Here is a 26,777-nt window from a genome sequence, read left to right as displayed (position 1 = left end):
GTTTGTGTCCTCACCTGTTCTGGGCATTATGACATTGTATCTGAATGAACACCGCGCTCTGGAAGAACGAAGCATCTATCGGCGAATGATTCTGGAGGGGCGCAAACGGGGACTTGATATCTATGTATTCACACCTGCTGATGTCCATTCCGGCGGCAGGCAGATCGAAGCGATGGTGTATGACGAAAAGAATGGCTGGTCCAGGGAATGGCGCGCATTCCCGGATCTGATTTTTGACCGGTGTCGCATTCAGCGAAACCATCGTTTCCAGCAGCTCCTTGCCTTTCGTGAAAAATACGGACATCTGCTCTTTCTGAACCGGCCTTTACGCAATAAATGGACCATTCATCAAACCCTGTCCGAGCAATCCGCCTTCCGGCAGCATTTGCCGGAAACGATTTTATTTCAGGACATGTCCGATGTAAACCGAATGCTCAAGGTGTCCCCGCTGATCTATCTGAAACCGATCAACGGCACAGGCGGACGCGGCATTTTGCGCGTAGAACGTAGCAGCAAGGAACCCAGTACAGTGCTCGTTCAAGGCCGCGATCAGAAACGCCGCATTATTACACCGCGTAAGGTTCATCTATCAAGGCTCGGCCCCCTGCTCCAGCATTGGAACATGAAAGATAAATATCTGGTGCAGAAAGGGATTCAGCTCCAGCTTCCTAACGGCAGGGTACACGACTACCGTATGCTGGTTCAGAAAAACGGAGAAGGTGAATGGGAACTCACAGGATGTGCAGGGCGCATGGGCGCTGAGAAAAGCGTAACCTCGAACCTGCATGGAGGCGGGCAGGCCATAGCCATGCAGCGATTGATGAAACAATGGATTCCCGAAGAAGAACTGCGAGAAGAAGTGACAGCAACGGCAGCAAAATTTGGCATTGATGTAGCTTCGTTCCTGGAGGATACGTATGGGGATCTATGCGAGCTTGCACTGGATTTGGCGATAGACAAAAGTGGTCAGATCTACCTGCTTGAGGTCAACCCCAAACCTGCCCGTGAAGTTTTTGCCCGAATTGGTGAACGAAGCATTTATTATAAAGCGATCACACAGCCGCTCGAATATGCCTTGTGGGTATACCGCAACCGTCCTGCTCAAACGGTTAGAAAACCTCCCTCTCCCAGGCCCGTCACTTCTAAAGCAGCGAGGTTGAAGCGAGGCCGGAGAGTGAAATAAACCAGCTAGCTGATCCTACAGCGTAGCCTCCAGGCTGGGTAACTGAAGAAGGATTGAAGGTTCGGCAGTACATCGAGCCTTCAATCCTTTTTCAGTTCTTCTCCACCTATCTAGTTAGTAGCATGGAGCTTATCATTTTATAAATTTCAGCATATGCAATCAGGTTCTAACGACTTCCAGTCCACCTGATGTTCGTCGATCACAATCCGAGCTTCCTGACCGCGGTACTCGTAATCTAGCGTGAACCTCATTTGTTCCGGCTCCAGTGCACAGCCTGTAACTTTCACAGCTTCTTCTGATTCGTCAGCCGGTAGGCCTATGGCCACAACGCCCACTTTGCCAGCAAATTCAGCTTTGCCTTGAATAACGGCCGTTTCCGATTTCGAGCCATAGATTTCGGATATCCAGCCCACCTGCTCTGTCACCTCAAACGTTTCACTGCCATCCCCCGCCATTAAAAATTTAATGCACAGCTTCGTGGAAGAATCGTCAAACCGAATGCCTGCTCGCTGTTTCGCACGATCTTCCTTGCGCAATACAAGGCTTGCTTCCGGATGCAAATGGAATCGTTGCTCCAACGTATGTTTCTCTTTAGCAACCAGCCAGTCCACCACCAGAAGCAGAGGTACACTTTTGCCTGCAAGCACCCACCGGCGATGGCTAACCGGATCGGGTAGATGTGTATATCCATCTTGTGAAGCATCGATAAAGTGATAGCTTGCGCGACTCTCATAGCGGTGTGTTCTCGCTTCTGCTTCCGGCTCCCCCCATTGCTGAGTCGATACATAAGGCGTCTGATCTGTCCCGTCTACGGTAATCGTATTATGTGCGCGCGTGCTTTTGAAATAATGACGCCACTGCCCTTCTTCATACGTATAACGTCCGGTATCCGAAAAAAACAGTCGGTTATTCCACATCCATTCAATGTTTAAGGCATCCGCATGACCGTGAGCACCACCCATCGGAGCTGCATCAAAAAACAAATATTGCTTCTCATCCCTCATCACATAATATCCGGTCTGGGGAAATGTACGGCTTGTCAATGAACGGGAAGCACCGGCCTGCAGTCTGACACATTGCTCATATTTTGCCGCCCCCACCAGCCATAGGCATTCTGAACTGTCGGTTCCGCGAGCCATGAGATCCTCGTCTCCCAGAATCGCACCTAACAGGGTCAACCGCTGTCGTCCATCACTAAGCCAGTCCGAATCTCCAATGCCCGTCGATTGATGATCGGGTCTGATCATGGCTTCGGTGAACGCGGCCATATTCCGTAAACATTCTCCATACCACGCCGAGAATGGATGTCCCGAAATACCTGCCAGCAGATACGGTGTACCAAACATCTCAATACTCGCGTTATGGTAGTGGGTGTTCAATTCGACCTGGATTCCCTCTTCATTCAACTGATGCAGCAGACACAGCTCCAGCCGTTCGGTAGCCACTTGACGCCAGAATGGACTGCGTGAATGCTCCTTGTAGAAAGCTGCAATCATAAACAAACCCTGCATATGCATAATGGCGTGGTTGATCTCCGTACTGCCGAGATAATGGGTCAGGAATTCCGCGTGCTCCTCCAGCCCTTGCAAAAATTCGTCCCGAAAGGCATCGTCCAGTTGTGGACTGGATTCCATATATTTGTACGCGGCAATCCAGGATTGCACACGCAGACCTGTTTCAAGCAAACGCCAAGGACCTGGTTTCTGAAAAAAAACAGCTTCATCATATGCCAGATGAACAGGCACCGGATTCTGTTCTCGCCATGTACGATAGTGATCGATAAAGGTAGTCACATATAACGGGTTGCCTTTCATCAGATAAGCTTTGCCCAAATCAAGCATATGCCAGTGCCTGTTAATGCCCCACGTGAACTCCAGATCATTGGTCGGATTGTGAAGCCAGTCCACCGGCGTACCCAGTGGAATCCAGTTAGTTAGATCATTCGTATATGGCACAATAAATTCATTCAGAATAGCACGGTTGGCAATCATCACCGAATTTCGGGCTTCCTCTGGAAAATGCTCCTGATAGTATACGGCTGCCTGCTGCAGATCGTCTGCTGAAAGGTAAAAATCACTCATTGGCCTGCCTCAAGAAAATCCTGACGGAACGGCGTGAACACATCCAGTATAATCGCATCTTCCAGCGCCTTTACCCCGTGCGGCACATTCAAGCCGGCATAGAAGCTATCTCCCGCTCTGAGAACCTTGGTCTCCTCACCTACCTGAACCTCAAAGCTGCCCTTAACAATATAACTGACTTGCTCGTGCGCATCATGGGAATGAACTTCGCCGATCCCACCTTTGGCAAAGGTAACTTCCACCATCATGAGTGTTCCGCCCATTCCCAGAATTTTACGCGAACTTGTCTCGTTAATGATATGAGGTTTTACGGAATTCGTGTCAATAATCATTGGATATTCCCCTCTCCCAGGTAAAAATGATTTAATCGTCTCAGTAAAGTGAAGCGACCGAAGTATGAATACGACGGCCGCCATGTTTAGGTTTTACTCTTCTTTGGACAGTTTACCTTGAAGCTTGGATGAATCGAACGATGGATCAGCTTCAATTTTTGTCAGGCCAGCCGCTTTGCTTTTCTCAAGTGCTGCATTATACCGTGTGTTCAGATCCTTGATCACGCCATCCAGATCACCACCAGTAAATACATAGGCTGAGAAAGCTTCAGCCCATTTCATGCCTTCCAACGAGCTCTCTGTAATCACACTTGGATTGGCAGGGAAGATCGCATCATACTTTTTAGGCAAGAAACCTTCAATGCCTGGAATGCTAGGTTTTTTATCCGAGCTGAGTACTGCAGGGATTAAGGAAATACCATACCCTTTTTCATAGTACTCGCTTTGCAGATCCGTGCTGTATACGTACTCCATGAACTTCCAAGCTGCTTCTTTGTTTTTCGAGTCCGCATTGATGCCGATATAGGAACCACCAATGACTTGCGAAGCCCCTTTAATCGTACCATCATCTGTTGGCACAGGAGCAGCACCCCAATTTTCTTTGGTCGGGAATTGATCTTTGTATACCCCTGGCTCACCGGAGTGATTAATGTACATCCCGATTTTGCCTTGTGCAAATTGTGCTCTCAGCGGGTCAATATCCAAGCTTTCCACACCCGGGAGCATGCTTCCATCCTGATTCATCTGACGAAGTGCCTCGGCAATCGACTTGTACATGTTGAAGTCAAACTGACCTGTCTTGTAGTTAAAGCCGTCGATACCTTCGTTCGTGCTTGCACCGGCAATGGTGTTCGCCGCTCTCCAGAAACCGCTACCACTTTTGAATGGGCTGGCGAAGCCATAGATGCCCTCGCTTTTACCTGCTTCCGTAATTTTCTTTGCATCAGCTACCATCTCGGCAATGGTTTTAGGCGGAGAAGCAATGCCTGCTTTTTGGAAAATATCTTTATTGTATACCAGTCTCCAGATCTGGCCCGTATTCGGAAGGGTATATACTTTTCCATCAATCGTATTTTTATTTTCGATCAGGCTGTCCTTGAACGTTGCCTTCATGGCATCACTCATATATCCGTCGATTGGAGCAAGATACCCCTTTTGATAATACGTTTGGAAATCGTCGATTTGAAACACATCGGGAGCTTGTTTACTCGCAAAAGCGATATCAACGGCCTGCGGATAATTATCACCCATGACGGTCATTTCCACTTCGATGTTGTCTTTGTTGGTCTGGTTGAACTGATCAATCTTGGATTTCATAAAATCAGCATCGTGGCGGTCCGGGGTCCAATAGACCACTTTCGTTTTGCCACTACTCTGTTCTCCGCCGCCAGCTGCAGCCCCGCTGCCCGTTGTCGTTCTACTGTCTGTCGAGCAACCAGCTACCGTTAATGCAAGCACAGCACTTAGTGTAGTCATCATCCACTTTTTAACCATTGAAATGCCCCCTTATGCTTGTCTGGACAACCTGTCCGGTTCCCCGTTAACGTAATGATAAACGTTCCACTTATATCGAAGTGAGGGACATTCTGACTATGCAAGGTGGGAAAAATGACGATCTCTGTCTTATCCGTTCTCATACATCTGCCGGAAATGTGTAGGGGTCATGCCGCAATACTTCTTGAACAGACCGCTGAAATACGGTCTATCCTCATACCCCAGCATCTGGCATATTTCCTGTACTTGCACCCCAGCAACCAGCAGTTCCTTCGCCTTCTCCATTCTTAACTTCGTAATATATTGAATAAGCGTCAACCCCGTTTCCTTCTTGAACGCATTGGCAAAATAACTTGGACTTAAGTGAACCGACTGGGCACAAGTCTGCAATGTCAGATTTTCGGACAGATTCATGCTGATAAACTCTTGGGATTTGCTGATCGCCTGTTTGACATCTGTAAGCCGTTTCTTCTCCATGATCTCGCAGCCCATACTGCTGAAATGCTTGATGTATGCTCCCCAGCCGTCAAACGTCAACGAACGCATCGCTTCAAGCACAGTCAGGTCTGCTTCCAGACGAAGACGTTCTTCTTCTGTGATCTCATCACAGAACGCCCGGTAGATCGCGAATGCGAGCCCGGACAACAGACGGATCATCGTCAGTGGTTCGGGAAAACCTTTGGCGTTCTGCCAAACTTCCAAAATGTCATCGATAATTCGGTGACACGAACTTTCATTGCCGCATTTCAATGCGTAAAATAGCTCCTTTTCCTTTTCCAACGGATAGACGGGAGCCACGACATCCTGCTTCTCCAGTTCTGCATACTGGAAAATGCAGTTTCCTTCACTGTAAAAACGATAGGATATCGCCTTATCCGCATTGGCATAAGATATCCATATTTCTTGTGGTCTGCGGGCCATTGTGCCGACTCCAATGGATATGGTCTTTTTGCTATATTGCTCCACATTGCGACGGCATTGCTCCATGAGCTCGGATACCTCAATCTGGTCGGATGTATTAAATATAGCGGCCAGCCGGTAACGATTTTCACGCAGTACAACACTTCTCGTATACCGATTCAATGTCTCGCTGACGATATTCTGAACCGCAAACGGAACGATCTCTGCATCCAGGTGCATCGTTGATCCGTAGCGTGTATAGCCATCCACCTCAATGACCATGACATTGAGGTTGGAGGAATCCAGCTCCATGTCAAGCTCGTCCCACCGGCTTTCATTCAGATATCCCCCGATTTCATGCCGAAGCAGACCCAGAAGATAACTGTGACGTTCGTACTCACTGCTGCTAACCGCTTTCTGTTTCAGCTTTTGAAGTTGCTGCGACTTCGCCTGTTCACTCTCAATGACCTCTCTCACTTTTAGCACCGCACCCAAGATTTCTTCCGGGGTAAACGGTTTGAGCAGATAATCGAAGGCTCCAAGCTTGATCGCTTCCTGGGCGTATTGAAAATCGGAGTATCCGCTGATAAAAATAAACTTGGAGCGCAGTCCGGCATCCGTTGCCCGCTTCATGAGTTCGAGTCCGCTGAGCCGAGGCATTTTGATATCCGTAATGACAATGTCCGGTTGCTGTTCGACCAGAAGCGACCAGCCCTGCTCTCCATTGTTCGCTGTGCCCACAATCCGAACCTCATGCTCCTCCCACGGAATCGTGGAAACGATGCCCTTGACCACAGCCTGAATATCATCCATAACACACATCGTCCGTTGCTCCATACGTACGCTCCCTCCTAGCTAATCGGAATGGTGATGACCACGGTCGTGCCCACGTTTATTTCACTATGGAACACAAGTGAAGCTTGCTCACCATACTGTAGGTTTAATCGATCAACCAGATTGGATATAGCATATCCTTTCCGGTTCCCCTCTGTTGCTTCTTCCGCATTCATTTTCGCTACATCCATGCCGCATCCATTGTCCGTGACCTCCAAACGGAGTGTATCTTCAAGACGAAGAATTCGGATGAGAATGCGTCCCAAATCTTCCTTATCATTAAAACCATGCAGGATCGAATTTTCTACCAGAGGCTGGAGCAAAATTTTTAGAATTTCGATTCCCTTGCAGGACTCCTCTGCTTCAATCCGGTATTCGAACAAGTCTTCGTAACATTGCTGTTGCAACTGCATATACTGCTCGACGTGTTTGATCTCTTGCTCCACGGTGGTCATGTCTTTCCCATCATTCAACCCGAGTCTGAATAGCAGGGAGAGAGAGACAATCATGGCGCTGACATCCTTCTTCTCCCCGCTCTCGCTTTTCCAGAACATCGTATTTAACGTGTTGTACAGAAAATGAGGATCAACCTGGGCTTGAAGCGCCTTCACTTCTAACCTTCGCTTGTCCTGTTCGGTGGCCCGCACCTCTTCAAACAAAACCTGAATCTGATCCAGCATCCGATTGAAGCGATGCCCTACGGCACTGACCTCATCGTCATATTTGCTGCGAAAGCGTACTTCCAAGTCGTTGTACTCTACCTCAACCATGAGCCGCCGCAATTTGTTCAGCGGTTTCAGAAGCGCAGAGGATAACAGGTCGGACAATGCGAGCGCCAGCAGGATACAGAACAGCATAATCAGGATGACCAGCCAGCGAATCTTTTTCAGCGGAGATAACAAATCGGCCTTGGACTGAACACTGACCATAACCCAGTCTTCATTCATCGATAGAGCCGAATAATTCACCAACATCTCTTGTCCCTGTACGTTGGTATACGTGAAATCACCTGCTTCACGATTTAATCGTTGTGCAAAACCAGGTTCCGTCACCAGATTAAATGTCCCCGACCCTGGGCGGATGACCTCACTACCGTTTTTATGAAGTAAAAACAATTGCACCTGACTGTTCATCAGATCCTGATTTAAAATATCTCTCATCGCAGCTTCCTTCATGTTAACGACCATGTATACCTCCGAGAAGGTATGGTTGTCGATCACAATCGGTTTGAGCAGCAGTGACAACACATTCCCCCGGGATTGGAATAATTCGCTGGGATGTGAACCGAACCACATCGTATTCCAGCCGGTTTTTTTGACAACTTCTCCATATTCCTTGTCAAACGCAGTGCTTTGATTCGGGAAGTCTTTTGTCGAGAAAAAATTGCCGATCGGTGTCTTCAAATAGGCGGTATCAATCAGCGGCTCTACCAGCTTCAGCTGGGCAAATGTGGTCTGAAGCAGCGAGAGATTCTGATAATAACGCCCCTCATTATGATTACGCACATCCTTCATCACCTGTGTGAACGTGTCACTCAGCATGAACGAATAGGATGAAACGACGATATGACGCAGATGCTCATCCATCACCTGTACGGACTTGTTCAGAATGCTCTTTTTTAATTCAAGCGCGTTCCGCTCTATGCTTTTGGCAGCGAAGAGATAAGAGCAAATTCCCGTCACACTGATGCACAAAACAACGAGAAAAATGTAGATGAGCTGTATCCGTTTTTTCAGAGACATTTTGTAGAAATACGACATCATAGACGGTCGCTCCTTGAACAAGGACTGGCCCTGTCCGCTGTAATTAAAAAGAGTATAGCACAGCGGAATCTGCACGGAATACCGTTCCCCGAAATCTCTTCCTCAGCTTTACCGCCCTAACCTTTGACAGCACCCAGCGTAACTTGCATGAATGATTTATTCGCAAAAATGTAGACAACGAGCAGCGGTAAAATGGACAGACAGGCCCCGGCCATCATTAATTGAACTTCGGCTGCGGCCCCGATGCCGTAGCGAAGGTTTGCCAGACCAACCGGCAAGGTCTGCAGCTTCGGATTGCTCATCGTGAATACAAACGGAAGAATATATTCATTCCAAGAGTTCTGGAAAACACCAAGTCCAGCCACAGCCAGACCCGGACGCAGAAGTGGCAGGATAATCCGCCAGTAGGTAGTAAAGAAGTTACAGCCATCAATCATCGCAGCCTCATCCAGTTCACGGGGGATACTCTTGAAGAACCCAACGAGAATAAAATAGGTTGCCGCATGGGCACTGATTAATATGATGATGACACCCCACAGCGAATTGTTCAGACCCAGCTTGACCATGAGATCAAATTGTGGTCTAAGTACCACCGCACCAATCGAAATAAACAGTGTGGATGCCATGAGCAGGGTATACGCTTTTTTGCCTTTAAAATTCACCCGATCCACTGCATAAGCAGCCATGGACGATACGATCAGTGTTCCTACCGTTGTGGCAATGCTTACAAAGATGCTGTTCAACGTAAATCCGGAAAAATTCGCCGTCTTCCAAGCCTGGCTGTAGTTCGAGAACTGCCATATTTTCGGCCAGATTGTTGCTCCTCCGGTAAGTTCCTGATTGGTTTTGAACGATCCTAGTAACACGAGGATGATCGGGAACAGGGACAAGATCGCAATGATCAGCAAAAATAGAAAGAGGATGGTTCGCTTCGTCCAGCGAGTCCAGCGGAATGAACCTGAATTCGAAGATACGGGTGCAAGCACGGTTTGAGTCATCATCGTTCCCTCCTAATCAAGATTAGTAGACATCATTAAGCTTTTTGGAAATCTGGAAGTAAATGAGCGTCACCGCCCCTACAATGAGAGCTGTTGTGAATCCGACTGCACTTCCGTAACCCAGCTGTTGCAAAGATTGCGTGTCAGCCGAAACAGGGAATAACAGTTTGAACAGGTATAAATACATGACCTCTGTTTTGCCATAAGGTCCGCCCTCGGTTAAGACCATAATGCTCTCGTACCCCTTCAGTGCTGTCGTGATCGCTAGCATAATGATCATCTGCATTACAGGTCCGAGCAGCGGAATCGTTACATTGCGTAATTTCTGGAATTCGCTTGCTCCATCCAGTGATGCGGCCTCATACAGCTCCTCCGGAATGCTTTGCAGACCTGCAATGAACAATAACATGTAGTTACCGACAGCACCCCATATAGCAATAATGATCGTTGTGAGCATGGCATGATTCGCATCCAGCCAGCCAATCGGCGAGGAGATGATGTGATACTTGAGTAGCAATTGATTCAAAATGCCGTTATATGAATTGAAAATGATGAAAAAGACAATCGCCATGACGGATGCACTAAAAATGGTTGGAAGATAAAAAACGGCTCTGAACAAGGAGCGTCCACGCCATTTGCGATTCAGGATAATCGCCAGAATCAGAGACAGTGGAATGGTGATAACGAGTTTACCCAGTGCATAGATGCCCGTATTTTTGACCGAGTCCCAGAACTGTCCATCACGCATAATGCGCGCAAAGTTATCCAGTCCGATGAAGATCGGCTTACCGATGCCCTGATAATCATAGAACATGTAGCGCAGAGCCCATAACAACGGATAGATTCCAAATACCAATGTGAGAAAGAGACTTGGGATGATGAAGATGTAGGCGTTCAGTTTGGATGGTTTCATCAGAATCAGACCCCCTATAGCTTTTGAATGAAAGTATAGAGGGATTTACATTACATGCGGGATAGGGAAATCAACTTTCTACAGGGGAGAATGTGACTTCGTGCTAAAAGCAAACAAACCTGCACAGGCGCAAAAAACGCCCATACAGGTATGTGGTAAAGAGCTTTGAATCGTTGATATAGCCGTTGTTTATGCACTGTTTTGCTGGTGCTCAGACATAGATATGAAGGTCAGCTAGCTTTGTGTTTGTCAGGGGTGTTGCCATGATCATGCAGCGTTAAAGCACTTATTCTGCTTCTTCATATAGACGAAGCAAATCCGTGAAATCCGAGATCAGTGCATCGGATCCGGCAAGTTCTTCATCCCTGCCGAATCCGGCATAAGCACAGCCTATAACGGTCTGGTTGTTCATTTTGCCCGCTTCGACGTCCGAAGAACGATCGCCTACCATCCAGGCATCCTGAATCCGGTGTTTCTGCAGCAGAATCTGCACCAGATTAATTTTGGAAGGGGTCTTGTACTGACCCGCACTGTATACCCCTTCAAACAGCGGCATGATTTCGTGTGCGAACGCAACCCCCTTGACGTAATCCTCAAGCCCGTTGCTGGCAACGAACAGACGAATGCCTTGGGCTTTCAGTTCTGTCAATGTTTCTTTGACACCGGGATACAGTTTGGAATCGCCTCCATCGAGTCCTTCGATCTCGAGTTGCAGCAATAATTCATCGGCACGACGATGAGCCGCGTCGGATGCTTCAGGCATAACAACTTTCCAGATATCCTCAAGCAGCATGCCCAGACTTCCGAGCATCCGTTCTTCCGGCGGAGTTTCTCCTTCAAAGTAGCCCTCTGCACGCAACGTATCAAATAACTGATGATACGCAGGTAGAAGCAAGGTCTCTGTCTGAAACAACGTGCCATCCATGTCAAAAATCATCGCTTCCGGTTTACGCAAACCCGCTTTATTGGTCATATTCAAAGTTCCTTTCGGAGTGAAATTGGTCAAATTGTAGATGAATTACTGTTCCGAAGTGCTTCCAGCACCTGTTGTGCCTCGTACCCATCGTGGAACGTATAGATCTTACCCGGTTTGTCCTGAATACGGGCAATGACATGTTTCAACACGGGCAGTTCGCTGGAAGATTCCAGCACTTCCACGGGGGACAACGGCTGTCCGATCTTGCCACTCATGAGTTCCTCCCAATTTTCCAGCGCAATGGTGCCTTCGGTGCCATATACAACCATGGACACACGCTCTTCGCCAGCAAATTGAGAAATCCCTTGCAGATGAACTCGGGTTCCGTCCTGTACTTCAAGCACAGCCTGCACTTCCTGTTCACACGCATCTGGTTGATCGGCAGGATAAAGCACTTGAGCATCCAGCACACGTAGCCGCCCGAATACGTTCTGGATCATATGAATCCAGTGAATGCCAACTTCGAGGATAAAACCTCCCTGATCCCGGCTTGTGATCCATTCATTTTGCTGCCATGAGCGCGGCCACTGCGGGAACTGCAGAATCAGGTCAATTTTGCGAATGTCACCCACTGCCTGTTGTTTAACCATCTCTTGCAGCTTCAACACAGCAGATTCATGCGGCATCGAAAAATGAACCGCGTGAACCACACCAGCTTGCTCTGCAGCTTCGACCATTTTGCGCGCTTCCTCTAGACTGTTGGCGAGCGGCTTCTCACAGAACACATGAATTCGACGCTTCAACACTTCCATCACGATCGGATAATGATATTTGGGTGGTACAGCAATGTACACGAGGTCAATCTGCTGTTCATCCAGCAACTGTTTATAATCAAGATATGTTTTCACCGATGGACGAGTTGCCGCAAATTCCTGCAATCCTTGTTCATTCGCATCACAAACCGCAGTAATCTCCACGGGGATTTCCATTGGCGTATTCTCCGCTTGATGAATCATATGTAAACCCATCTTACCCAGGCCGATCACAGCCATTTTCAATGATGTCATTCCATTCCCTCCAATTCATTCTCAGTATAGCAGAAAACGTGGATTAGAACCGTTGATTATGCATTGCGTTAACCTATCACTGCTTCATCACGTCAATATGTATAGGTAAATAGCCTCGGGTAATTAGAATCAGGAAAAGGATTGACAAAAAACCACAAAAAAAGATACCATTTCTAATACCAAGGAATTCTTCCTCTTACAACCTTAGACAAATACCAACATGCACAATCGGATAAGCCGCCTGGTTCTAAAAACCTACTACTTGAAACGAGGTGTCCACGCGTGAGAACTGTTGCGGATTATTTAGCAGAAACGTTGCGCAATCTGGGTGTCACTCATGTATTTGGTATTATCGGAAAATCCATCTGTCCCGCTCTTCTGAAAATGGTAGATTACGGTTTGGAGTTTATCCCTGGTCGCCACGAAGCCAGTTCAGGCTTTGCCGCATCAGGCTACGCATTGCAGACAGGCCGCTTGGGAGTCGCTTTTGCCACCTCCGGTCCTGGAGGAACCAATCTGCTTACCGCGGCGGCCCATGCCAAGGCGAATAATCTTCCCGTTTTATTTCTTACCGGCCATCAATCTATTCAGGAACTGGGCATCCCCCAATGTCAGGACTCCTCTTCTTATTTGGCCGATCTGGCCGAAATGTTCAGACCTGCCACACGATTCAGCAAACTGGTCGAACGTGGAGATCACTTCGGAACCATTTTGAATCACGCCCTTTCGATTGCACTTGGCCCAAACAAAGGTCCTGTCCATCTTTGCCTGCCTTTTGACGTACAAACGGAACAGCTTCAATCGTGTCACATTGTTATTCCCGAACCTGAGCCATTGCTCAGCATCTCTGGTTTGAATCGATGCCTGCCTTTAATCCATCAAGCCGAACGTCCATTAATCATTGCAGGTAAAGGTGTAACTCGTTCCGGGGCACATGAGGAACTAAGGCAGCTAGCCGAAACGTTTAATATTCCAGTCGTGACAACTCCTGGAGGTAAAGGAGCCATAGCTTGGGATCACCCCTTATATCATGGCCCCTGTGGTGTTGGCGGATTCCCACACGGAGACGAGATGTTGAATCAAAGTGATCTCTATATTGTCCTCGGCTCCAGACTGAGCGATATGACGCTCTGTAATCTCAAGCCGCATAACCATCCGGCACAGCTGATTCAAATCGATACCGATCCAACTTTCGTAGGCAAAATTCTTCAATCTCAAACCTTACAACTAACAGGGGATATCAAAGATAATCTGCAATACCTGCTTAGCACCTTGCCATTCTCTCTTGCAACTGCTTCTACAGGTGTCGCCAAGTCCTTTGAATATCAATCCCCATTACCAGATCTGCCACATCTGTCACTCGCTGCCGTTCTCGATCAGATGAGCGAACTGCTTCCCTATGACCACAAACTGTTTGTTGATGACGGAAGCCACGGCTTTCATGCCGTTCAGCGGTACAAAGTGAAGAAACCCGGCAGTTTCATATTTGATGCCTACTTTGCCTGCATGGGGAATGCCATCGGCATGGCCATTGGTGCCAAAGCTGCTTCACCTGAAGAAACCGTAATATGTATCACCGGAGACGGATGTTTTATGATGCTGGGCACGGAAATTAACACAGCCGTATGCAAGGATCTTCCCGTCATTTTTATCGTTGTAAACAACAAACAACTGGATATGGCTCTGAAAGGGATGGAAAAAACGACGGGACGTATCGATGGCACACTCTTCGAGGTTCCCATGGATGCAGTCAAATTTGCCGAGTCCCTTGGAGCTAAGGCTTTCCGTGCAGAAACGTTACCACAGTTCTCTGGCGCACTGGAGGCAGCTTTAAAGTTAAATCAAGTCGCTGTCATCGAGCTGTTAACCGATCGGGACGAGATCCCTCCAACGGCTCATCGGGTTGTCAATTTGAATTAGCAGGAGGCACGAATCATGAGTGAACAAGTGAATCAAGGGTTAGATCGTTTTGCCAAGCTTTCCGGGGAGTTTGGTGCAAAGGCACTTGCCCCGATTAAGGAGCATTTTCCCGAACTGTCCGAATTTATTATGGGAACAGCATATGGTGATATTTTTCAGCGAACCACCATTACGGATCAGTGGAAAGAAGTCGCCATTATTTCGTCGTTAATTACACAGGGACAATTCGAACAGCTTGGTGTGCATTATGCCATGGCCTTAAGTGTGGGTATTACCGTTGAGGAGCTTAAGGGAGTTCTGCTTCACCTGGCACCGTGTGTTGGTGCTCCACGTATTATCAGTGCATTTAATGTATTACTATCCACGCTTGAGGAAATCCAGTAATTCAACGTTCTACATTTTTATACATCATTCGACCTTTTTATTGATCTTTTTACATTATTACCTTTATAATATGGGTAAATTATCCTTCCAGCCTTACCACCTGGTACCGCTCGCTTTAGGGTCTAATGGACTGCATCATTCATTCCATAGAGGATAGCTTTCACTCATATTACAAAGGAGAGAGAACACGTAATGGGAAATTTCAATCTAAAAACGGATGCTTCAAACAAGGTGTTGCACATTGAATTGGAAGGTTCTTTTTCTCAAGAGGACGGTCTTCGTTCAATCTCGGCGTATCAGGATACGATTGCTTCCATTAACACCAAGGAATATAACCTGGATATTGACTGCAAAAAGTTGAATGTCACTGCCCCTGAGATTGTACCTCTTCTGGAGGGATGCCTGGCCATGTTCAAAAAGGACGAATACAAAAAAGTGGTGTTAACCTTGGAGAACAATGCCATTCTGAAAATGCAGCTGGCCAGACTTGGTCGGACCGTAGGGCTGGACAATCTTGAAATTATTTCGGCGTAGCTCCCTGGTTTGTATGATGCTTTAATGACAGCTCTGCCTTTCCACTTATGAGGAGGATGACGATGGCTGGAATTCGTATTGTAGATATCGATATGTACCACCCTGAAACCAAGGTGCACAATGATTTTTATATTGAACATTTTGATGCCAGAGGGGTCGATATTCGTGGTTTGTTAAAAGCACTCGGGCGGGAGTCACGTTACAAAATTGATCGGCATGACGAAAACTCACTGACCATGGCCTTCGAGGCAACCCGAAAGCTACTCGCTAAAACCGGGTTAACCGCACAAGATATTGACTTGATTGCGTATGCAAGCCAAACACCGGAATATATTTTCCCTACGAATTCCTTAATGATTCATCATCTGATCCGCGGGGCAGCCCACACCATCTGTATTGATAGCAATGCCAACTGTGCAGGGATGACCGCAGCTTTCGAACAGGTCAGTCGGCAGATGCTTGGTAATCCAAGGATCAAACGGGCATTAATTATCGGCTCAGACTACGTAGCTCCTCATGCCAGTCCGGATGACCCGGTTTATTTTGCAAATTTCGGAGATGCAGCCGCAGCCGTAATTGTAGAACGGGATGAACATGCCGTTGGCTTTATTGATTCGATCTATCAGACAGATACCTGTGTATATCAAAATTCACTCTTTCCAGCCGAAGGACTCGCAAAGCTCGGAAGCACGGGTGTTGATGCAGGAGCTTTCCATGTAAAATTCACACCGTTTGACGATTCGATCTGTGTCGATGCGGCTTCTGAGTCCATTCGAACATTGCTAACGCGGAACGAAATCACACCGGATGAGATTAAAGCCGCCTGTTTCTCTCAGCTGTCCATTGCTAACATTCGTGCAGTGTCCGAAAACATCGGGATTGCTGATGACATTGCTGTATATATTGGCGACGAATTTGGTTATACCTCGACCAGTAGTCCGTTTATAGCCATGCATCGAGCCATTAGCTCCGGAAAGCTGCAGCGCGGTGACAAAGTGTTGTTCTGGACCGTTGGCGCCGGGTGGCAAAATGTTGCCATGGTCGTGGAATACTAAGAGCAAAAGCACTTCTTCAAACTTATATGTTCAATCTGCAGGACGACCTTGAGGAGCAACCCTTCATTCATCGTCCTTTTTTTGATCTTATTTTTCAATCAATATAAGTTGAACTATAGATTTTACACAGTCCACTCCGATAACAGAAGAACCTTCCAATCGCTGTTATCCCCAGATTTTTTTGAATTCCCTTTTCCAAAGGGAAAAATCCTAGTGATAAGCGTAGGCTTCCGATGTAGCTTTCTTTCAGAAAGCTTTCAGGCGAGCGCTTCGCTTTTCCAGGTTTTTTCTGTCCTCTCCGTTAAAGTGTAAAAGAAAAGTTCAACTTATATCATTGTACCTAAACATAAAAGGCAGCCCACCCACCTGGACTGCCTTTATATCTTTCGCTACATATTTGCCTGGCTCATCGTCAAAATATTTTCTTGGTCTCCCGGTCATCCTTCAGAATTTCAACGGCCTCCCGGAACCGCAGGGAGTGCACAATCTCGCGTTCCCGCAAAAATTTCAGACTGTCCTGTAAGTCCACGTCGTCGGTTAAATCAATTAACCATTGATATGTAGCCCGAGCTTTCTCTTCGGCTGCGATATCCTCGTACAAGTCGGCGATGGGATCACCCTTCGCTTGAATATACGTGGCCGTGAAAGGTACTCCCGCGGCATTGTTGTAAAAGAGGGCCTTATCATGAGCTGCATAATGAGCATCCAATCCGGCCAGCTCCAGTTGCTCAATCGTGGCATCCTTGGTGAGCTTGTAAATCATCGTCGCAATCATCTCCAGGTGGGAAAATTCCTCCGTCGCAATGTCGTTCAATAGACCGATAATTTTATCGGGAATGGTATAACGCTGATTCAGGTATCGCAGGGCTGCCGCGAGTTCTCCATCCGCACCGCCATATTGTTCCATCAGTAGCTTCGCCATATGAGGATCACATTTACTCACCCGAACCGGATATTGCAATTTTTTTTCATACACCCACATGCACAGGACGCCTCCTTCGATTTTATACTTGCCAAGGCCAAGGTGTCTGGGACCACTCCCACGGATATTTGGAAAAGGCATGACCAAAGTTCGTCAGCGGACCATATAACTGCTGAAACTCATGCGCAACGCGCATCCGTTCCTGGCTGAATTTGTTATACTGTTCGATACTTTGAAAATCTCCCGGATGCGTATCCAGATACAGATTCAGCTCAACCAAGACAAAATCCAGTGCCTGTAGTTCCTCCAGCAGTTCGTAATATTTGGCGTCACAGGCTTTCGGCTGTTCCTTCTCCATCGTTCACCACCGCCCTTTCCTTCGTTTTTTTCGAGGTATACGGACTGTATAGTGCTGGCCACAATGTGCCGATTCTTAAAGCTTCAGCCGGACTGTATTGTGGCCAGCCCATCGGTTGAAAAGGAATAAATAGTTGCGGCGGAACCAGATACGTACGAATACCTAGAGGTTTACACGGATCAAATGGACCCACAAAAGGAACATAAGCCCGAACCTGAGGATCTTTCAGAGGATCTTTCAATCGAAACGCCTCCTTTATCATGCAATTACATGTATTCCGGTATTGCTTCATAAGGCATACAATACATCCCCATCATTTCCTGTCCTTATAACAATATGTCGAGATGATCAAGATAATCCCTTTTTACGGAAACTAAAACAAGGATTTTGCCATTCTAGCCCAAGCTTACGCTTATTCCTGCCATGCAAAAAAGACCTTTGAAAGGTGTCATACCACCACTTCAAAGGTCCTGCTTAAAGGTCTTGCTTATTCGCTATTTTTCACGTCGATCATCATCCTGAGACAACAGAAAATCACTGATCCTCTTCGATAGATTCATCTTGTTCTTTCACTTGCTTGTACACTTTGACCCGGTTAATTCGTAAACGTGTAGACTCTTCGACTTCGAAGACATAGCCGTTTCGCTCACGTGTTTTTCCCTTGGCCGGACTGCCTTCCAGTTCTTTGAATAGCCAGCCGCCAATCGTATCCACCTCTTCATCCTCGATGATCGCTCCGGTCCATTCATGAACTTCCTCAATCAACGAACGTCCATCGATCGAAAAAGCCTCACCGATTCGTTCCATATGCGGCCGCTCATCCTCGAATTCATCATACAGATCCCCAACGATCTCTTCCAAAATCTCTTCAGCCGTCAGCAATCCTGCTGTCCCCCCGTATTCGTCGACTACAAGCGTCATCTGGGAGTGCTTTTTCTGCATTAAACGTAATACATGGCTAATCTCCATAGACTCGGGCACGTTCAGAATCGGACGTACCATTGAAGCCAGATCCTGTTGTTGCTCCGGTTCTGCCAGAAGCAAGTCCGTAATATGAATAAATCCGATAATCTCGTCCTTATCTTCTACTGCAACCGGGTAACGGGAATGCTTCGTTGCGTTGATGATCTTTAGATTTTCCTCCAGTGACAGATGGGTATACAAACAGTCCATATCTGTACGAGGCAACATAACTTCACGAGCCAGCATGTCAGAGAAATCAAAGATATTATCCATCAGCTTGATCTCATCCTTGTCGATGACCCCGCTTTTGGCACTCTGTTTCATCAGGATGCGAAGCTCATCTTCCGAATGGGCCTCGCTTTCACTCGCGGGTTCAATACCAGCCAGACGTAATAAAGCATTCGCTGATGCGTTAAGAATCCAGATAAACGGGAAGAAAATTTTATAAAATAGTAATAACGGTGCCGATAAAAGCAACGCCACTCCATCTGTTTTTTGAATTGCCAGCGATTTAGGAGCCAGCTCACCAAGTACAATGTGCAGAAACGTGATGATACAGAAACCGATAATGACGGATACCGTTGTAATCAAGCTTGTATCGGAAACGCCAAGCTTAAACATCAGCGGTTCCACAAGCAGTTTGGAGATTGCAGGTTCCCCCAGCCAACCCAGTCCGAGAGATGTCAGTGTAATCCCGAACTGCGTTGCCGACAGATAGGCATCCAGTTTACCGTTCACCTTCAGGGCATAACCAGCCAGACGGTTTCCCTCACTCTGCAATTGTGTCAGGCGTGTCTGTCTTACTTTGACGAGAGAGAACTCTGCCGCGACAAATACACCATTCAAAAATACGAGCAAAAAGACACAGACCAGATTAAATACCAGCTGTCCAAGATGAAATTCGGTATGAATGCCCAAGATGTAACTCCCCTTCTCTGTCTATTTCAGGAATGCACCTGGAATATTAGCGTAAAATAGCTTTTCTTGATTTGAAGTCCACGCCTTTATAATACATATCGGCCACAAGCAGATTTGGCCCGCAACAGGACGCAGCATCACAATGGCAGTTTACCGTCTGATTAAGCGGATGCTCCGCAGACCATTCGTGGAATACGTCATCCAGTTTTCGGTCATGGATGTTGCCGAATGCAGGAATATCCGCGAAATCAGTCACGTACACGTTGCCTGTAAACATGTTGACGTTAACACGGTTGCGCCCGTCCGGATCATTACGAACCGTTACATTCGGTTCGCTGTACAAGCGATTAATCAGTTCACGATCCTGCTCAGCTGCACTGCATGCAAAGAACGGCAGTGTTCCGAAAAGCATCCACATGTCTTTGTCGCGCACATCAAGCAAGCGATGAATGGCATTCCTCATGTGATCCAGCGATAACACTGGAAGAGAGGATGCAAAATTAGAGTTGTACATCGGATGCACTTCGTGCCGTACACAGCCCATTTCCCGAATCAACTGGTGAATGCCGTCCAGCTTATCATGCGTACGATAATTAATCATCGACTCAGCGGAAATAAACATTCCGGCCTCACTTAGCTTGCGAGAGTTCTCCATCATCTTTTCATACATTTTCACGGCTACTTCACGTTTTACCGGTCTACCGCTGTTGGCGAATCCCACCTGATGGAAATCATCTGCATTCAAATAATTGAAGGAGATGTGCATCACATCCAGATACGGGAGAAGTTTTTCATAACGGCTGATATCCAGTGTCAGATTGGAATTGATCTGGGAGCGAATTCCGCGTTCCTTCGCATATTTAAGCAGAGGAATGATCATCTCGTCCACCGTCTTTTGGCTAAAGCTGGGTTCACCGCCTGTCAGACTGATAGTCTGCAGGTGCTCCACCTCATCAAGTCGTTTCAACATGAGTGAGAGTGGCAGTGCAGGTGCCTCTTGCATCGTAAGCATATCCCCTACGGCACAATGCTCACATCGCATATTGCATAGATGTGTCACTGTCATTTCTACACTGGTCAGCACATGCCGGCCATATGCACGCAGAGAGCCAATCGGATCCCACGGATCATTCGTTGGCGATAATGGCATCGGTTGTACCGATCCTGAGTTTAGCATGGTCATTGTTCTTCACCTTATTCCTTTTATTAACCTAAAAAGTTTTATTTACATCATATCCGAGATTACTTTTTTGGGAGTTATCTTTTATCATAGCACAATTATGAATCTTCCTGCACAGCCAAACCCTGACCATTACATGACAAAAAACGCTCATGAATCATCGGAAATTAACCTGGCTTCACTTTCCCGATATGACCACCTGAGCGCCTGCTCTATAACTTCGCTAGCTTAACTATTCAGCTGTTCATGCTTCATAAGTGTAGCAGAATCTTCCGCACCCTCCACCCCTGTAATCATGACTGATAGCTTCGTAGCAAGATTTATTTCGTAGGGGGCTGTAAGGACCTGTCCTTCTGCATCCTTGATCACACGAATCAATGGCCGTTGTGGCACGCGGGGTTGAATTGCAGCGACAACGCCAACTTCTCCAGTGCTCAGTTTTACGGATATACCTACGGGATAGATCGCTACACAATCCCTAAACTTTTCAAGCATCCACTGTTCATAAAGCGTTCCAGAACCTGTATACAATACCTCTACGGCTTGATGCGGCAATAAAGCTTGACGATAGACCCGGTTGGTCGTCATGGCATCATATGAATCGGCAAGAGCAATCCACTTCGCATATTCATGGATTTCATTGCCTTTCAATCCAAATGGGTAGCCACTGCCATCAATTCGCTCATGATGTTGCAGTGCACAGTGTGCTGCGAGCAGAGGGATGCCTGGTTCATCCTTGAGAATTCGATGTCCGTACGTGGTATGCTGTTGAATAATCTTGTATTCCTCATCACTCAGACGTGAAGGCTTATGTAAAATATCGGAGGGAATCTGCGTTTTTCCAATATCATGGAGCAGGGCGCCTAGACCAATCTCCATGAGTTGCTGACGGGTATAACCTGATGCCACACCGAGAACAAGAGTATACACACAAACATTCAGTGAGTGAGTATACAGGTCAAAATCGCTGGAGTTCATGTCCATTAACATGATCATCGCTTCCTTTTGACCACCAATGTCCTCAAGAATGCTGTTCATTACACCACTAAGCGCTTTACCAAAATGTGTGATCTGGTTTTTACTTTTGAAGCCGGACATATGTTGAAACTGTTGTTTGATCTCCACAAGAGCTCTTCGCTTGGTCTCTTCCTGTAACATTTCGGGCACGATAATGTCTTCTGTGGCAGCATCCTGAATATATACATATCCAATCCCAAGATCTTTCAACCGTCCGATTAACCGACTCGTCAGTTCTACATCCTCACTGAGTAAAACCAGACCTTCCTCACTAAAAATTCGTTTCCCCAGCTTCATGCCAGGCTGCAATAAGTTTATATGTACTAAACGCACAGCCTATCCTCTCCCGCTCCATAGATGTAATGAACACTAGCCGCCGCATCAGCAGAAGGCAGTCTTGTTCTAGCTTGGTAACCAGCGATTACGCAGGCTCTCCTCCAGCGCTCCTGGTCGTTTTAATTCTTCTTCCAGCAAATCCCTTATAAATTCCGGAAGGTAATATTGTATATTGCTTCCTTGAGCCAAAGAAGGGTATCCCACATTAAACGTAAACATATCAAGCGTTCCAACCACATATTCACGCTTCCCATCCATAGGTATACCGTTAACATAAATGGATTGGATCTTATCATACGCTGGCGCACTGGGGTCGTAAAGAACCTCTATTCCATCCACACATAACGTCCCGAGAATACGTCCCCGAAAGCCAAATCCCACGATGGGTTTAGAGAAGAATTCCTCCAACAGTGACTGTTCAAGCGCTTCACGAATCTGATCACCATTCAAACATATTGTACAAGCATTTATTGGAGATGGACATAGGGAATGTAACATTCCTTTCGTAATGTCGCCTTTTGGCAGGTTTCCGAGTAACTGGCCCGCATTCACAAGCGATATTTCCGCTTTTGTAAAGTGCCGTACAGCTTGCGCAAGCAAGATAGCAAAAGGAGATTCCCGCTCATAATAAACGGGCAAGGTTCGATCCGTGATCACGGCCGTCTGATCCAGCAATCGTTCAGCTTCCGTACGGTTCGTAGCAATTGCCAGAGACACCTGCTCTTCCAGCATGCTACTGTGTACTGGCACACAACCGCTGCTCACCAGCTGTACGGGCTCTGCTTGGCCTGCTCTTTCCAGCACAACTCTCCCGAGCCATTGTCCGAATTTACCTGCCGCACCCAGCACGGTATTGCCAATCAGCAAGGGTTCCTCCAGAACATGATGGGTGTGTCCGCCCAGAACAACATCAATGCCCTCAACCTGTTCCGCCAGTTTTTTGTCCGTTGAAAGACCCAGATGAGATAAAACAACGATCACGTCCACCTGCTCACGCAGTACCTTAACCTGATCTCTTAAGGTTTCTACAGGGTCCGTCACTTGCCAGCCCAGCAGTTCATAGAAGGTGTTAAACGGGGCTGTTGCTCCTAGCAGGCCAATGCGAAACGGTCCTTTTTCGACAATAACCCAAGATTTCATCCAGGCTGGAGGACGTCCTGTATCCTCTTCAAACACATTGCCGCACACAATCGGGCAAAGGAGCCCCGTATAGGACTGAGCGAGTTGGTCAGCCGTAAAGGTTAGCCCCTCATTATTTCCAATCGTAATGGCATCATAGCCTGTCAGATTGAGCACATCTACGTTCGCCTTTCCGAGTGTGCCTTCCGTTTCAACAGCCATTCGATCCATATGGTCTCCAATATCGAGGACAAGCAGATGTCCACCTTGGGCACGTTCCTCATTGATCATAGCAGCGATCGCACTCATAGAGCCGAAATGACTATGTATATCATTGGTGTGCAGAATAGTTAATGTTTGCTTCTCGCTGCCGCGCATTACACTGCCTCCCCTGCCGTTCATTAAACGTACATTCTTCTAATGGATAAGCATAACATTTTCTACGTCGTTATGATATATTTATAAGGTTTAGAGATCAAAAAGGAGCGATTCATTCCATGAAATTGACAATTCAACTATTTGCAGGTATTGCAGAACGTTTAAATACATCCCAACTTGCATTTGAGTATGATGGTGATACGCTTACAGCTGCTGTGCTTAAAGAACAATTGAGCCAGGCTTATCCTGAGGTTGCCACGCAGATTCGTTCATCATTTTTAGCAGTAAACCAGAGGTACGCTCCTGCCGATACATTACTTAAGGCAGATGATGAACTGGCTTTGATCCCGCCTGTATCCGGAGGCGACGGTTCGACGGACGAGAGTAAAGATCATCCTCGTACACAAGAGCATCGCACAGAAGATGGTATGTTTCTAATTACCAATGCACCCTTGTCCGTTGAGGCAACGACCGACTTGGTCATCACAGCCAATCATGGCGCTGCATTAACTTTCGTAGGAACGACACGGGAAATGACTGGCGAACAGCGCACGGTTTATCTGGAATACGAAGCGTACGTACCCATGGCGCTGTCCCATATGGCTGCGATCGGCACGGAGATAGCAGAACGTTGGCCAGGTGTCCGCTGTGCGATCAGTCATCGAATCGGCAAAGTTGACGTGGCCGAAATCAGTGTCGTTATCGCGGTATCGTCGCCTCATCGCAGTGACTGTTACGATGCAAGCCGTTACGCCATTGAAAGACTGAAACAAACCGTACCGATTTGGAAAAAGGAAATCTGGGAAGACGGTTCGGAGTGGAAGGGGCATCAACTAGGACCCTGGAACCCCATGGACTAGAAAAAAATGAGTCTATCCGCTGTTTACAGAGGCAAATGAACAGTAAATAAGTCGTTGTCAACCCATTTTTTTCTTGTTATTATAATGATATGTGTCGATATTAGTCGAGGAAAAGGTGGTTTATACGTGAGAGTGCATGTTACAGATCTTAAACCCGGCGACCTGCTAAAAAATGATATCTACAATACTTCAGGTCTCCACATGCTGATGAAAGGTTCCGTTCTCAGCGAAGATGATATATCTAAGCTGCTGCAGCATGGAATTGATTTCGCAGATGTAGAACAATCATCCGACCTTCACTCTAATGAACAAAACTTGCCTTCCGATCAGACCCGTCTGTTAACCAATCTGTTTAACGACACGATCAAAGGCACAGAATCTCTGTTCGAACAAGCCATAGAAAAAGGCTTTATTGATGAATCACAGGTTGACGAAATATTAGGCACCCTAACGGGACAGCTAGAAAAACAAAAAGATGTTGTCTCCCTGTTACTTATGCTGGATGGAGACATTGACTACACCTACAACCACTCCTTGCAGGTTGGTATGCTCGCTTTTTATATTGCTAACTGGATGGGTTATAGCCCGGATGAATGTCTTACGGTAGCCAAGGCAGGATATCTTCATGATATTGGCAAGTCTAAAATTCCTTCTGAAATCTTACATAAACCAGGCAAACTAACGACAGAAGAATTCGCAGAAATGAAAAAACATACCTTTTATGGTTACGATATTATCAAAGCTTCAACAGAGGACGAGATCATCGCCTTGGTTGCTCTTCAACATCATGAGCGTGAGGATGGCAGTGGTTATCCGCATGGTCTGCGAGGAGATGAGATTCACCCCTATGCTCGTATAACTGCTGTAGCCGACGTTTACAGCGCAATGACAACGAATCGGGTGTATCAGACCAAACAGGAGCTAATTTCTGTTCTATGCGAACTGTACAGCCTCAGTTTTGGTCAGTTGAATGGCGAAGCAACCCAGGAACTGATCAAACATATGCTTCCGAATTTTATTGGTAAAAAAGTACTTCTCACGACAGGACAAACCGGTGTCATTGTAATGAACAATCCAGCTGACTACTTCCGCCCACTTGTTCAGACCTCTACGGCCTTTATCGATTTAGCGAAAGAAAGAGACATTGCCATTGTTGAGATTTACGTCCAATAAATCTCACATGAAGAGTAAAGAGGGATCAAAGGAAGCTCGATTGAGCTTTCCTTTGATCCCTCTTGCTTATATTCAGCCGATGGAGTTACACACAGAATGCTTTTGTGATGATAACCAACAGGATGAACAGTACCAAGATCGCGCCAACCGACGTACATGGATTGTATCCACCTACACCGCCTACACCACCAACGTTGCCTTTACAGCCATAACCTACTTCGCTCATGTGATTGCCTCCTCTTTATCAGGTATACCCTAACATATGACGCTTCCCCGCCGGAGGAACTGGGCGAAACGGCATTCTTCGCAATTTGGTTCTTAGCCCATAGGATGTAAGTGGTTTGCTCTTTTACTGGCCTTGGCTCAAGCTTCAATCCTCTTTTGGCACCTGTTTTCCCGTTTCCTTCCGATGCATGATCACAAGTATTCTCCAAAAGTCATAGTTCCCTCTGTCATCCTGAATATAGGGACGATAATAAGCCAATGCCTCCTGCGCCCAGTCAGGGCAACTCATGTTGGATAATCGCTTCTGTTCTTGAATCCAGCTTCCTTGAAGCTCCAGTTGCTTCTGCATAAGCGTGAACAACTGCTTTTCCTGACTTGTCATGGGTAGGCCCTCCTCTTCTTGAGAGATCGTTCCGTATTCGTTTAACAAATACGCCGTTGGTTCCACAACGCCATCTTCACTTGCAGTATACCCGTACGAAGGCGAGCTTGTTTTACGAATCTCATAATGTACGTGGGGCCCTGTGCTCTGTCCTGTACTGCCTTGATAACCGATCAGCTGTCCTTTTCTCACTCGCTGACCAACATTAACGGCAATACGGGAAAGGTGGCCATAACAATGCAAGTATCCACGATGATCCTCCAGTGCCACAGTAAGCCCGTAACCGCCAAAACCGGAGCCTGTGCGTCCTTCCGTTGCAAAACGTACCGTTCCTTCAAGAAAAGCAGATACAGGCCCATTCCAAGGTTCGGTGACCAGGTCTACTCCTCGATGAAAGGTCTGGCCTCCATGTATAGGATGAATTCGATAACCGAATGAACTAGTAATCCGATACCCTTCGAAAGGGTTTGCATTCATAGCATCACATCCTTTTTCTATTATCAAATGCTCGACTCTATGAATTGGCTTGTGCTTGTATCCTGCTGCGGAGAAGGATTAATTCAACCAAAAAC

Annotated in this window: 25 protein-coding genes; 7 read left to right on the top strand and 18 right to left on the bottom strand. The window is 46.9% G+C overall.

Annotated elements, in window-relative coordinates; all coding sequences use genetic code 11:
* Window positions 1-4 precede the first annotated feature (4 nt).
* Window positions 5-1,183 carry a YheC/YheD family endospore coat-associated protein gene (locus tag FS818_RS02080; RefSeq protein ID WP_145329161.1) on the top strand — a complete coding sequence of 393 codons (1,179 nt, stop codon included), beginning with the start codon at window positions 5-7 and terminating at the stop codon, window positions 1,181-1,183.
* 146 nt (window positions 1,184-1,329) lie between these two features.
* Here the strand turns inward: FS818_RS02080 and FS818_RS02075 are convergent, their stop codons facing one another.
* From FS818_RS02075 to FS818_RS02035, 9 genes are all read right to left on the bottom strand, one after another.
* Window positions 1,330-3,264, bottom strand: coding sequence for an alginate lyase family protein (locus FS818_RS02075; RefSeq protein ID WP_145329159.1), 1,935 nt, complete (start codon window positions 3,262-3,264; stop codon window positions 1,330-1,332).
* Window positions 3,261-3,596, bottom strand: a complete 336-nt coding sequence (locus tag FS818_RS02070) for a cupin domain-containing protein (RefSeq protein ID WP_145329157.1) — start codon at window positions 3,594-3,596, stop codon at window positions 3,261-3,263. Before FS818_RS02070 ends, FS818_RS02075 begins: the two co-directional genes overlap by 4 nt.
* Window positions 3,597-3,689: 93 nt before the next feature.
* Entirely contained in the window at window positions 3,690-5,090 is a 1,401-nt protein-coding gene (locus FS818_RS02065; protein WP_145329155.1) for an ABC transporter substrate-binding protein, read from the bottom strand.
* Window positions 5,091-5,219: 129 nt separating this feature from the next.
* Window positions 5,220-6,827, bottom strand: a complete 1,608-nt coding sequence (locus FS818_RS02060; RefSeq protein ID WP_145329153.1) for a response regulator — start codon at window positions 6,825-6,827, stop codon at window positions 5,220-5,222.
* Window positions 6,828-6,841: 14 nt separating this feature from the next.
* Window positions 6,842-8,587 (bottom strand): cache domain-containing sensor histidine kinase, encoded by a 1,746-nt coding sequence (locus FS818_RS02055; RefSeq protein WP_145329151.1) that lies wholly within the window; start codon window positions 8,585-8,587, stop codon window positions 6,842-6,844.
* Between the two features lie 116 nt (window positions 8,588-8,703).
* Window positions 8,704-9,585, bottom strand: a complete 882-nt coding sequence (locus FS818_RS02050; RefSeq protein ID WP_145329149.1) for a carbohydrate ABC transporter permease — start codon at window positions 9,583-9,585, stop codon at window positions 8,704-8,706.
* A gap of 22 nt (window positions 9,586-9,607) precedes the next feature.
* Entirely contained in the window at window positions 9,608-10,498 is an 891-nt protein-coding gene (locus FS818_RS02045) for a carbohydrate ABC transporter permease (RefSeq protein WP_145329146.1), read from the bottom strand.
* Between the two features lie 286 nt (window positions 10,499-10,784).
* Window positions 10,785-11,471, bottom strand: a complete 687-nt coding sequence (locus tag FS818_RS02040; protein ID WP_145329144.1) for an HAD family hydrolase — start codon at window positions 11,469-11,471, stop codon at window positions 10,785-10,787.
* A 29-nt stretch (window positions 11,472-11,500) separates the two neighbouring features.
* Entirely contained in the window at window positions 11,501-12,481 is a 981-nt protein-coding gene (locus FS818_RS02035; RefSeq protein ID WP_145329143.1) for a Gfo/Idh/MocA family protein, read from the bottom strand.
* 282 nt (window positions 12,482-12,763) lie between these two features.
* On the opposite strand from FS818_RS02035, the gene FS818_RS02030 reads away from it, so the two are divergent.
* The 4 genes from FS818_RS02030 to FS818_RS02015 all read left to right on the top strand — a co-directional run bounded on the left by FS818_RS02030 (window position 12,764) and on the right by FS818_RS02015 (window position 16,374).
* Window positions 12,764-14,401: a thiamine pyrophosphate-binding protein gene (locus FS818_RS02030; RefSeq protein WP_145329140.1), complete on the top strand. Its 1,638-nt coding sequence runs from the start codon at window positions 12,764-12,766 to the stop codon at window positions 14,399-14,401.
* A gap of 15 nt (window positions 14,402-14,416) precedes the next feature.
* Window positions 14,417-14,785 carry a carboxymuconolactone decarboxylase family protein gene (locus FS818_RS02025; protein ID WP_145329138.1) on the top strand — a complete coding sequence of 123 codons (369 nt, stop codon included), beginning with the start codon at window positions 14,417-14,419 and terminating at the stop codon, window positions 14,783-14,785.
* A 192-nt stretch (window positions 14,786-14,977) separates the two neighbouring features.
* A complete protein-coding gene (locus FS818_RS02020) occupies window positions 14,978-15,319 on the top strand; it encodes a hypothetical protein (RefSeq protein WP_145329129.1) in 342 nt (113 codons plus the stop codon).
* 62 nt (window positions 15,320-15,381) lie between these two features.
* Complete coding sequence (locus FS818_RS02015; RefSeq protein WP_145329127.1) at window positions 15,382-16,374, top strand: 3-oxoacyl-[acyl-carrier-protein] synthase III C-terminal domain-containing protein; 993 nt, start codon at window positions 15,382-15,384, stop codon at window positions 16,372-16,374.
* A 412-nt stretch (window positions 16,375-16,786) separates the two neighbouring features.
* On the opposite strand, the gene FS818_RS02010 is transcribed toward FS818_RS02015, so the two are convergent.
* The 7 genes from FS818_RS02010 to FS818_RS01980 form a co-directional block, all read right to left on the bottom strand.
* Complete coding sequence (locus FS818_RS02010; protein WP_145329125.1) at window positions 16,787-17,356, bottom strand: manganese catalase family protein; 570 nt, start codon at window positions 17,354-17,356, stop codon at window positions 16,787-16,789.
* Window positions 17,357-17,378: 22 nt separating this feature from the next.
* Window positions 17,379-17,654: a spore coat protein CotJB gene (locus FS818_RS02005; RefSeq protein ID WP_090920142.1), complete on the bottom strand. Its 276-nt coding sequence runs from the start codon at window positions 17,652-17,654 to the stop codon at window positions 17,379-17,381.
* Window positions 17,626-17,916 carry a spore coat associated protein CotJA gene (locus FS818_RS02000; RefSeq protein ID WP_145329123.1) on the bottom strand — a complete coding sequence of 97 codons (291 nt, stop codon included), beginning with the start codon at window positions 17,914-17,916 and terminating at the stop codon, window positions 17,626-17,628. The genes FS818_RS02005 and FS818_RS02000 overlap by 29 nt, the downstream gene beginning before the upstream one ends.
* Window positions 17,917-18,188: 272 nt before the next feature.
* Window positions 18,189-19,535 carry a hemolysin family protein gene (locus FS818_RS01995; protein ID WP_145329121.1) on the bottom strand — a complete coding sequence of 449 codons (1,347 nt, stop codon included), beginning with the start codon at window positions 19,533-19,535 and terminating at the stop codon, window positions 18,189-18,191.
* Window positions 19,536-19,581: 46 nt separating this feature from the next.
* Entirely contained in the window at window positions 19,582-20,718 is a 1,137-nt protein-coding gene (gene yfkAB, locus FS818_RS01990) for a radical SAM/CxCxxxxC motif protein YfkAB (protein WP_145329119.1), read from the bottom strand.
* A gap of 225 nt (window positions 20,719-20,943) precedes the next feature.
* On the bottom strand, window positions 20,944-22,065 hold the full coding sequence (locus FS818_RS01985) for an HD-GYP domain-containing protein (protein WP_145329117.1): 1,122 nt from the start codon (window positions 22,063-22,065) through the stop codon (window positions 20,944-20,946).
* 69 nt (window positions 22,066-22,134) lie between these two features.
* On the bottom strand, window positions 22,135-23,565 hold the full coding sequence (locus FS818_RS01980; RefSeq protein WP_145329115.1) for a bifunctional metallophosphatase/5'-nucleotidase: 1,431 nt from the start codon (window positions 23,563-23,565) through the stop codon (window positions 22,135-22,137).
* 119 nt (window positions 23,566-23,684) lie between these two features.
* On the opposite strand from FS818_RS01980, the gene FS818_RS01975 reads away from it, so the two are divergent.
* Entirely contained in the window at window positions 23,685-24,425 is a 741-nt protein-coding gene (locus FS818_RS01975) for a molybdenum cofactor biosynthesis protein (protein WP_145329113.1), read from the top strand.
* 126 nt (window positions 24,426-24,551) lie between these two features.
* A complete protein-coding gene (locus tag FS818_RS01970; protein ID WP_145329111.1) occupies window positions 24,552-25,598 on the top strand; it encodes an HD-GYP domain-containing protein in 1,047 nt (348 codons plus the stop codon).
* Window positions 25,599-25,683: 85 nt separating this feature from the next.
* Here FS818_RS01970 and FS818_RS28665 read toward each other — a convergent pair whose 3' ends face one another.
* Window positions 25,684-25,824, bottom strand: coding sequence for a hypothetical protein (locus FS818_RS28665; protein ID WP_167375722.1), 141 nt, complete (start codon window positions 25,822-25,824; stop codon window positions 25,684-25,686).
* A gap of 144 nt (window positions 25,825-25,968) precedes the next feature.
* Entirely contained in the window at window positions 25,969-26,682 is a 714-nt protein-coding gene (locus tag FS818_RS29465; protein ID WP_145329109.1) for a M23 family metallopeptidase, read from the bottom strand.
* Window positions 26,683-26,777 lie beyond the last annotated feature (95 nt).

Source organism: Paenibacillus xylanexedens, from assembly GCF_007680605.1.
GTDB lineage: Bacteria > Bacillota > Bacilli > Paenibacillales > Paenibacillaceae > Paenibacillus > Paenibacillus xylanexedens_B.
The sequence above is the reverse complement of the archived record's forward strand: the minus strand, read 5'-3'. Positions and strand labels throughout refer to the sequence as shown.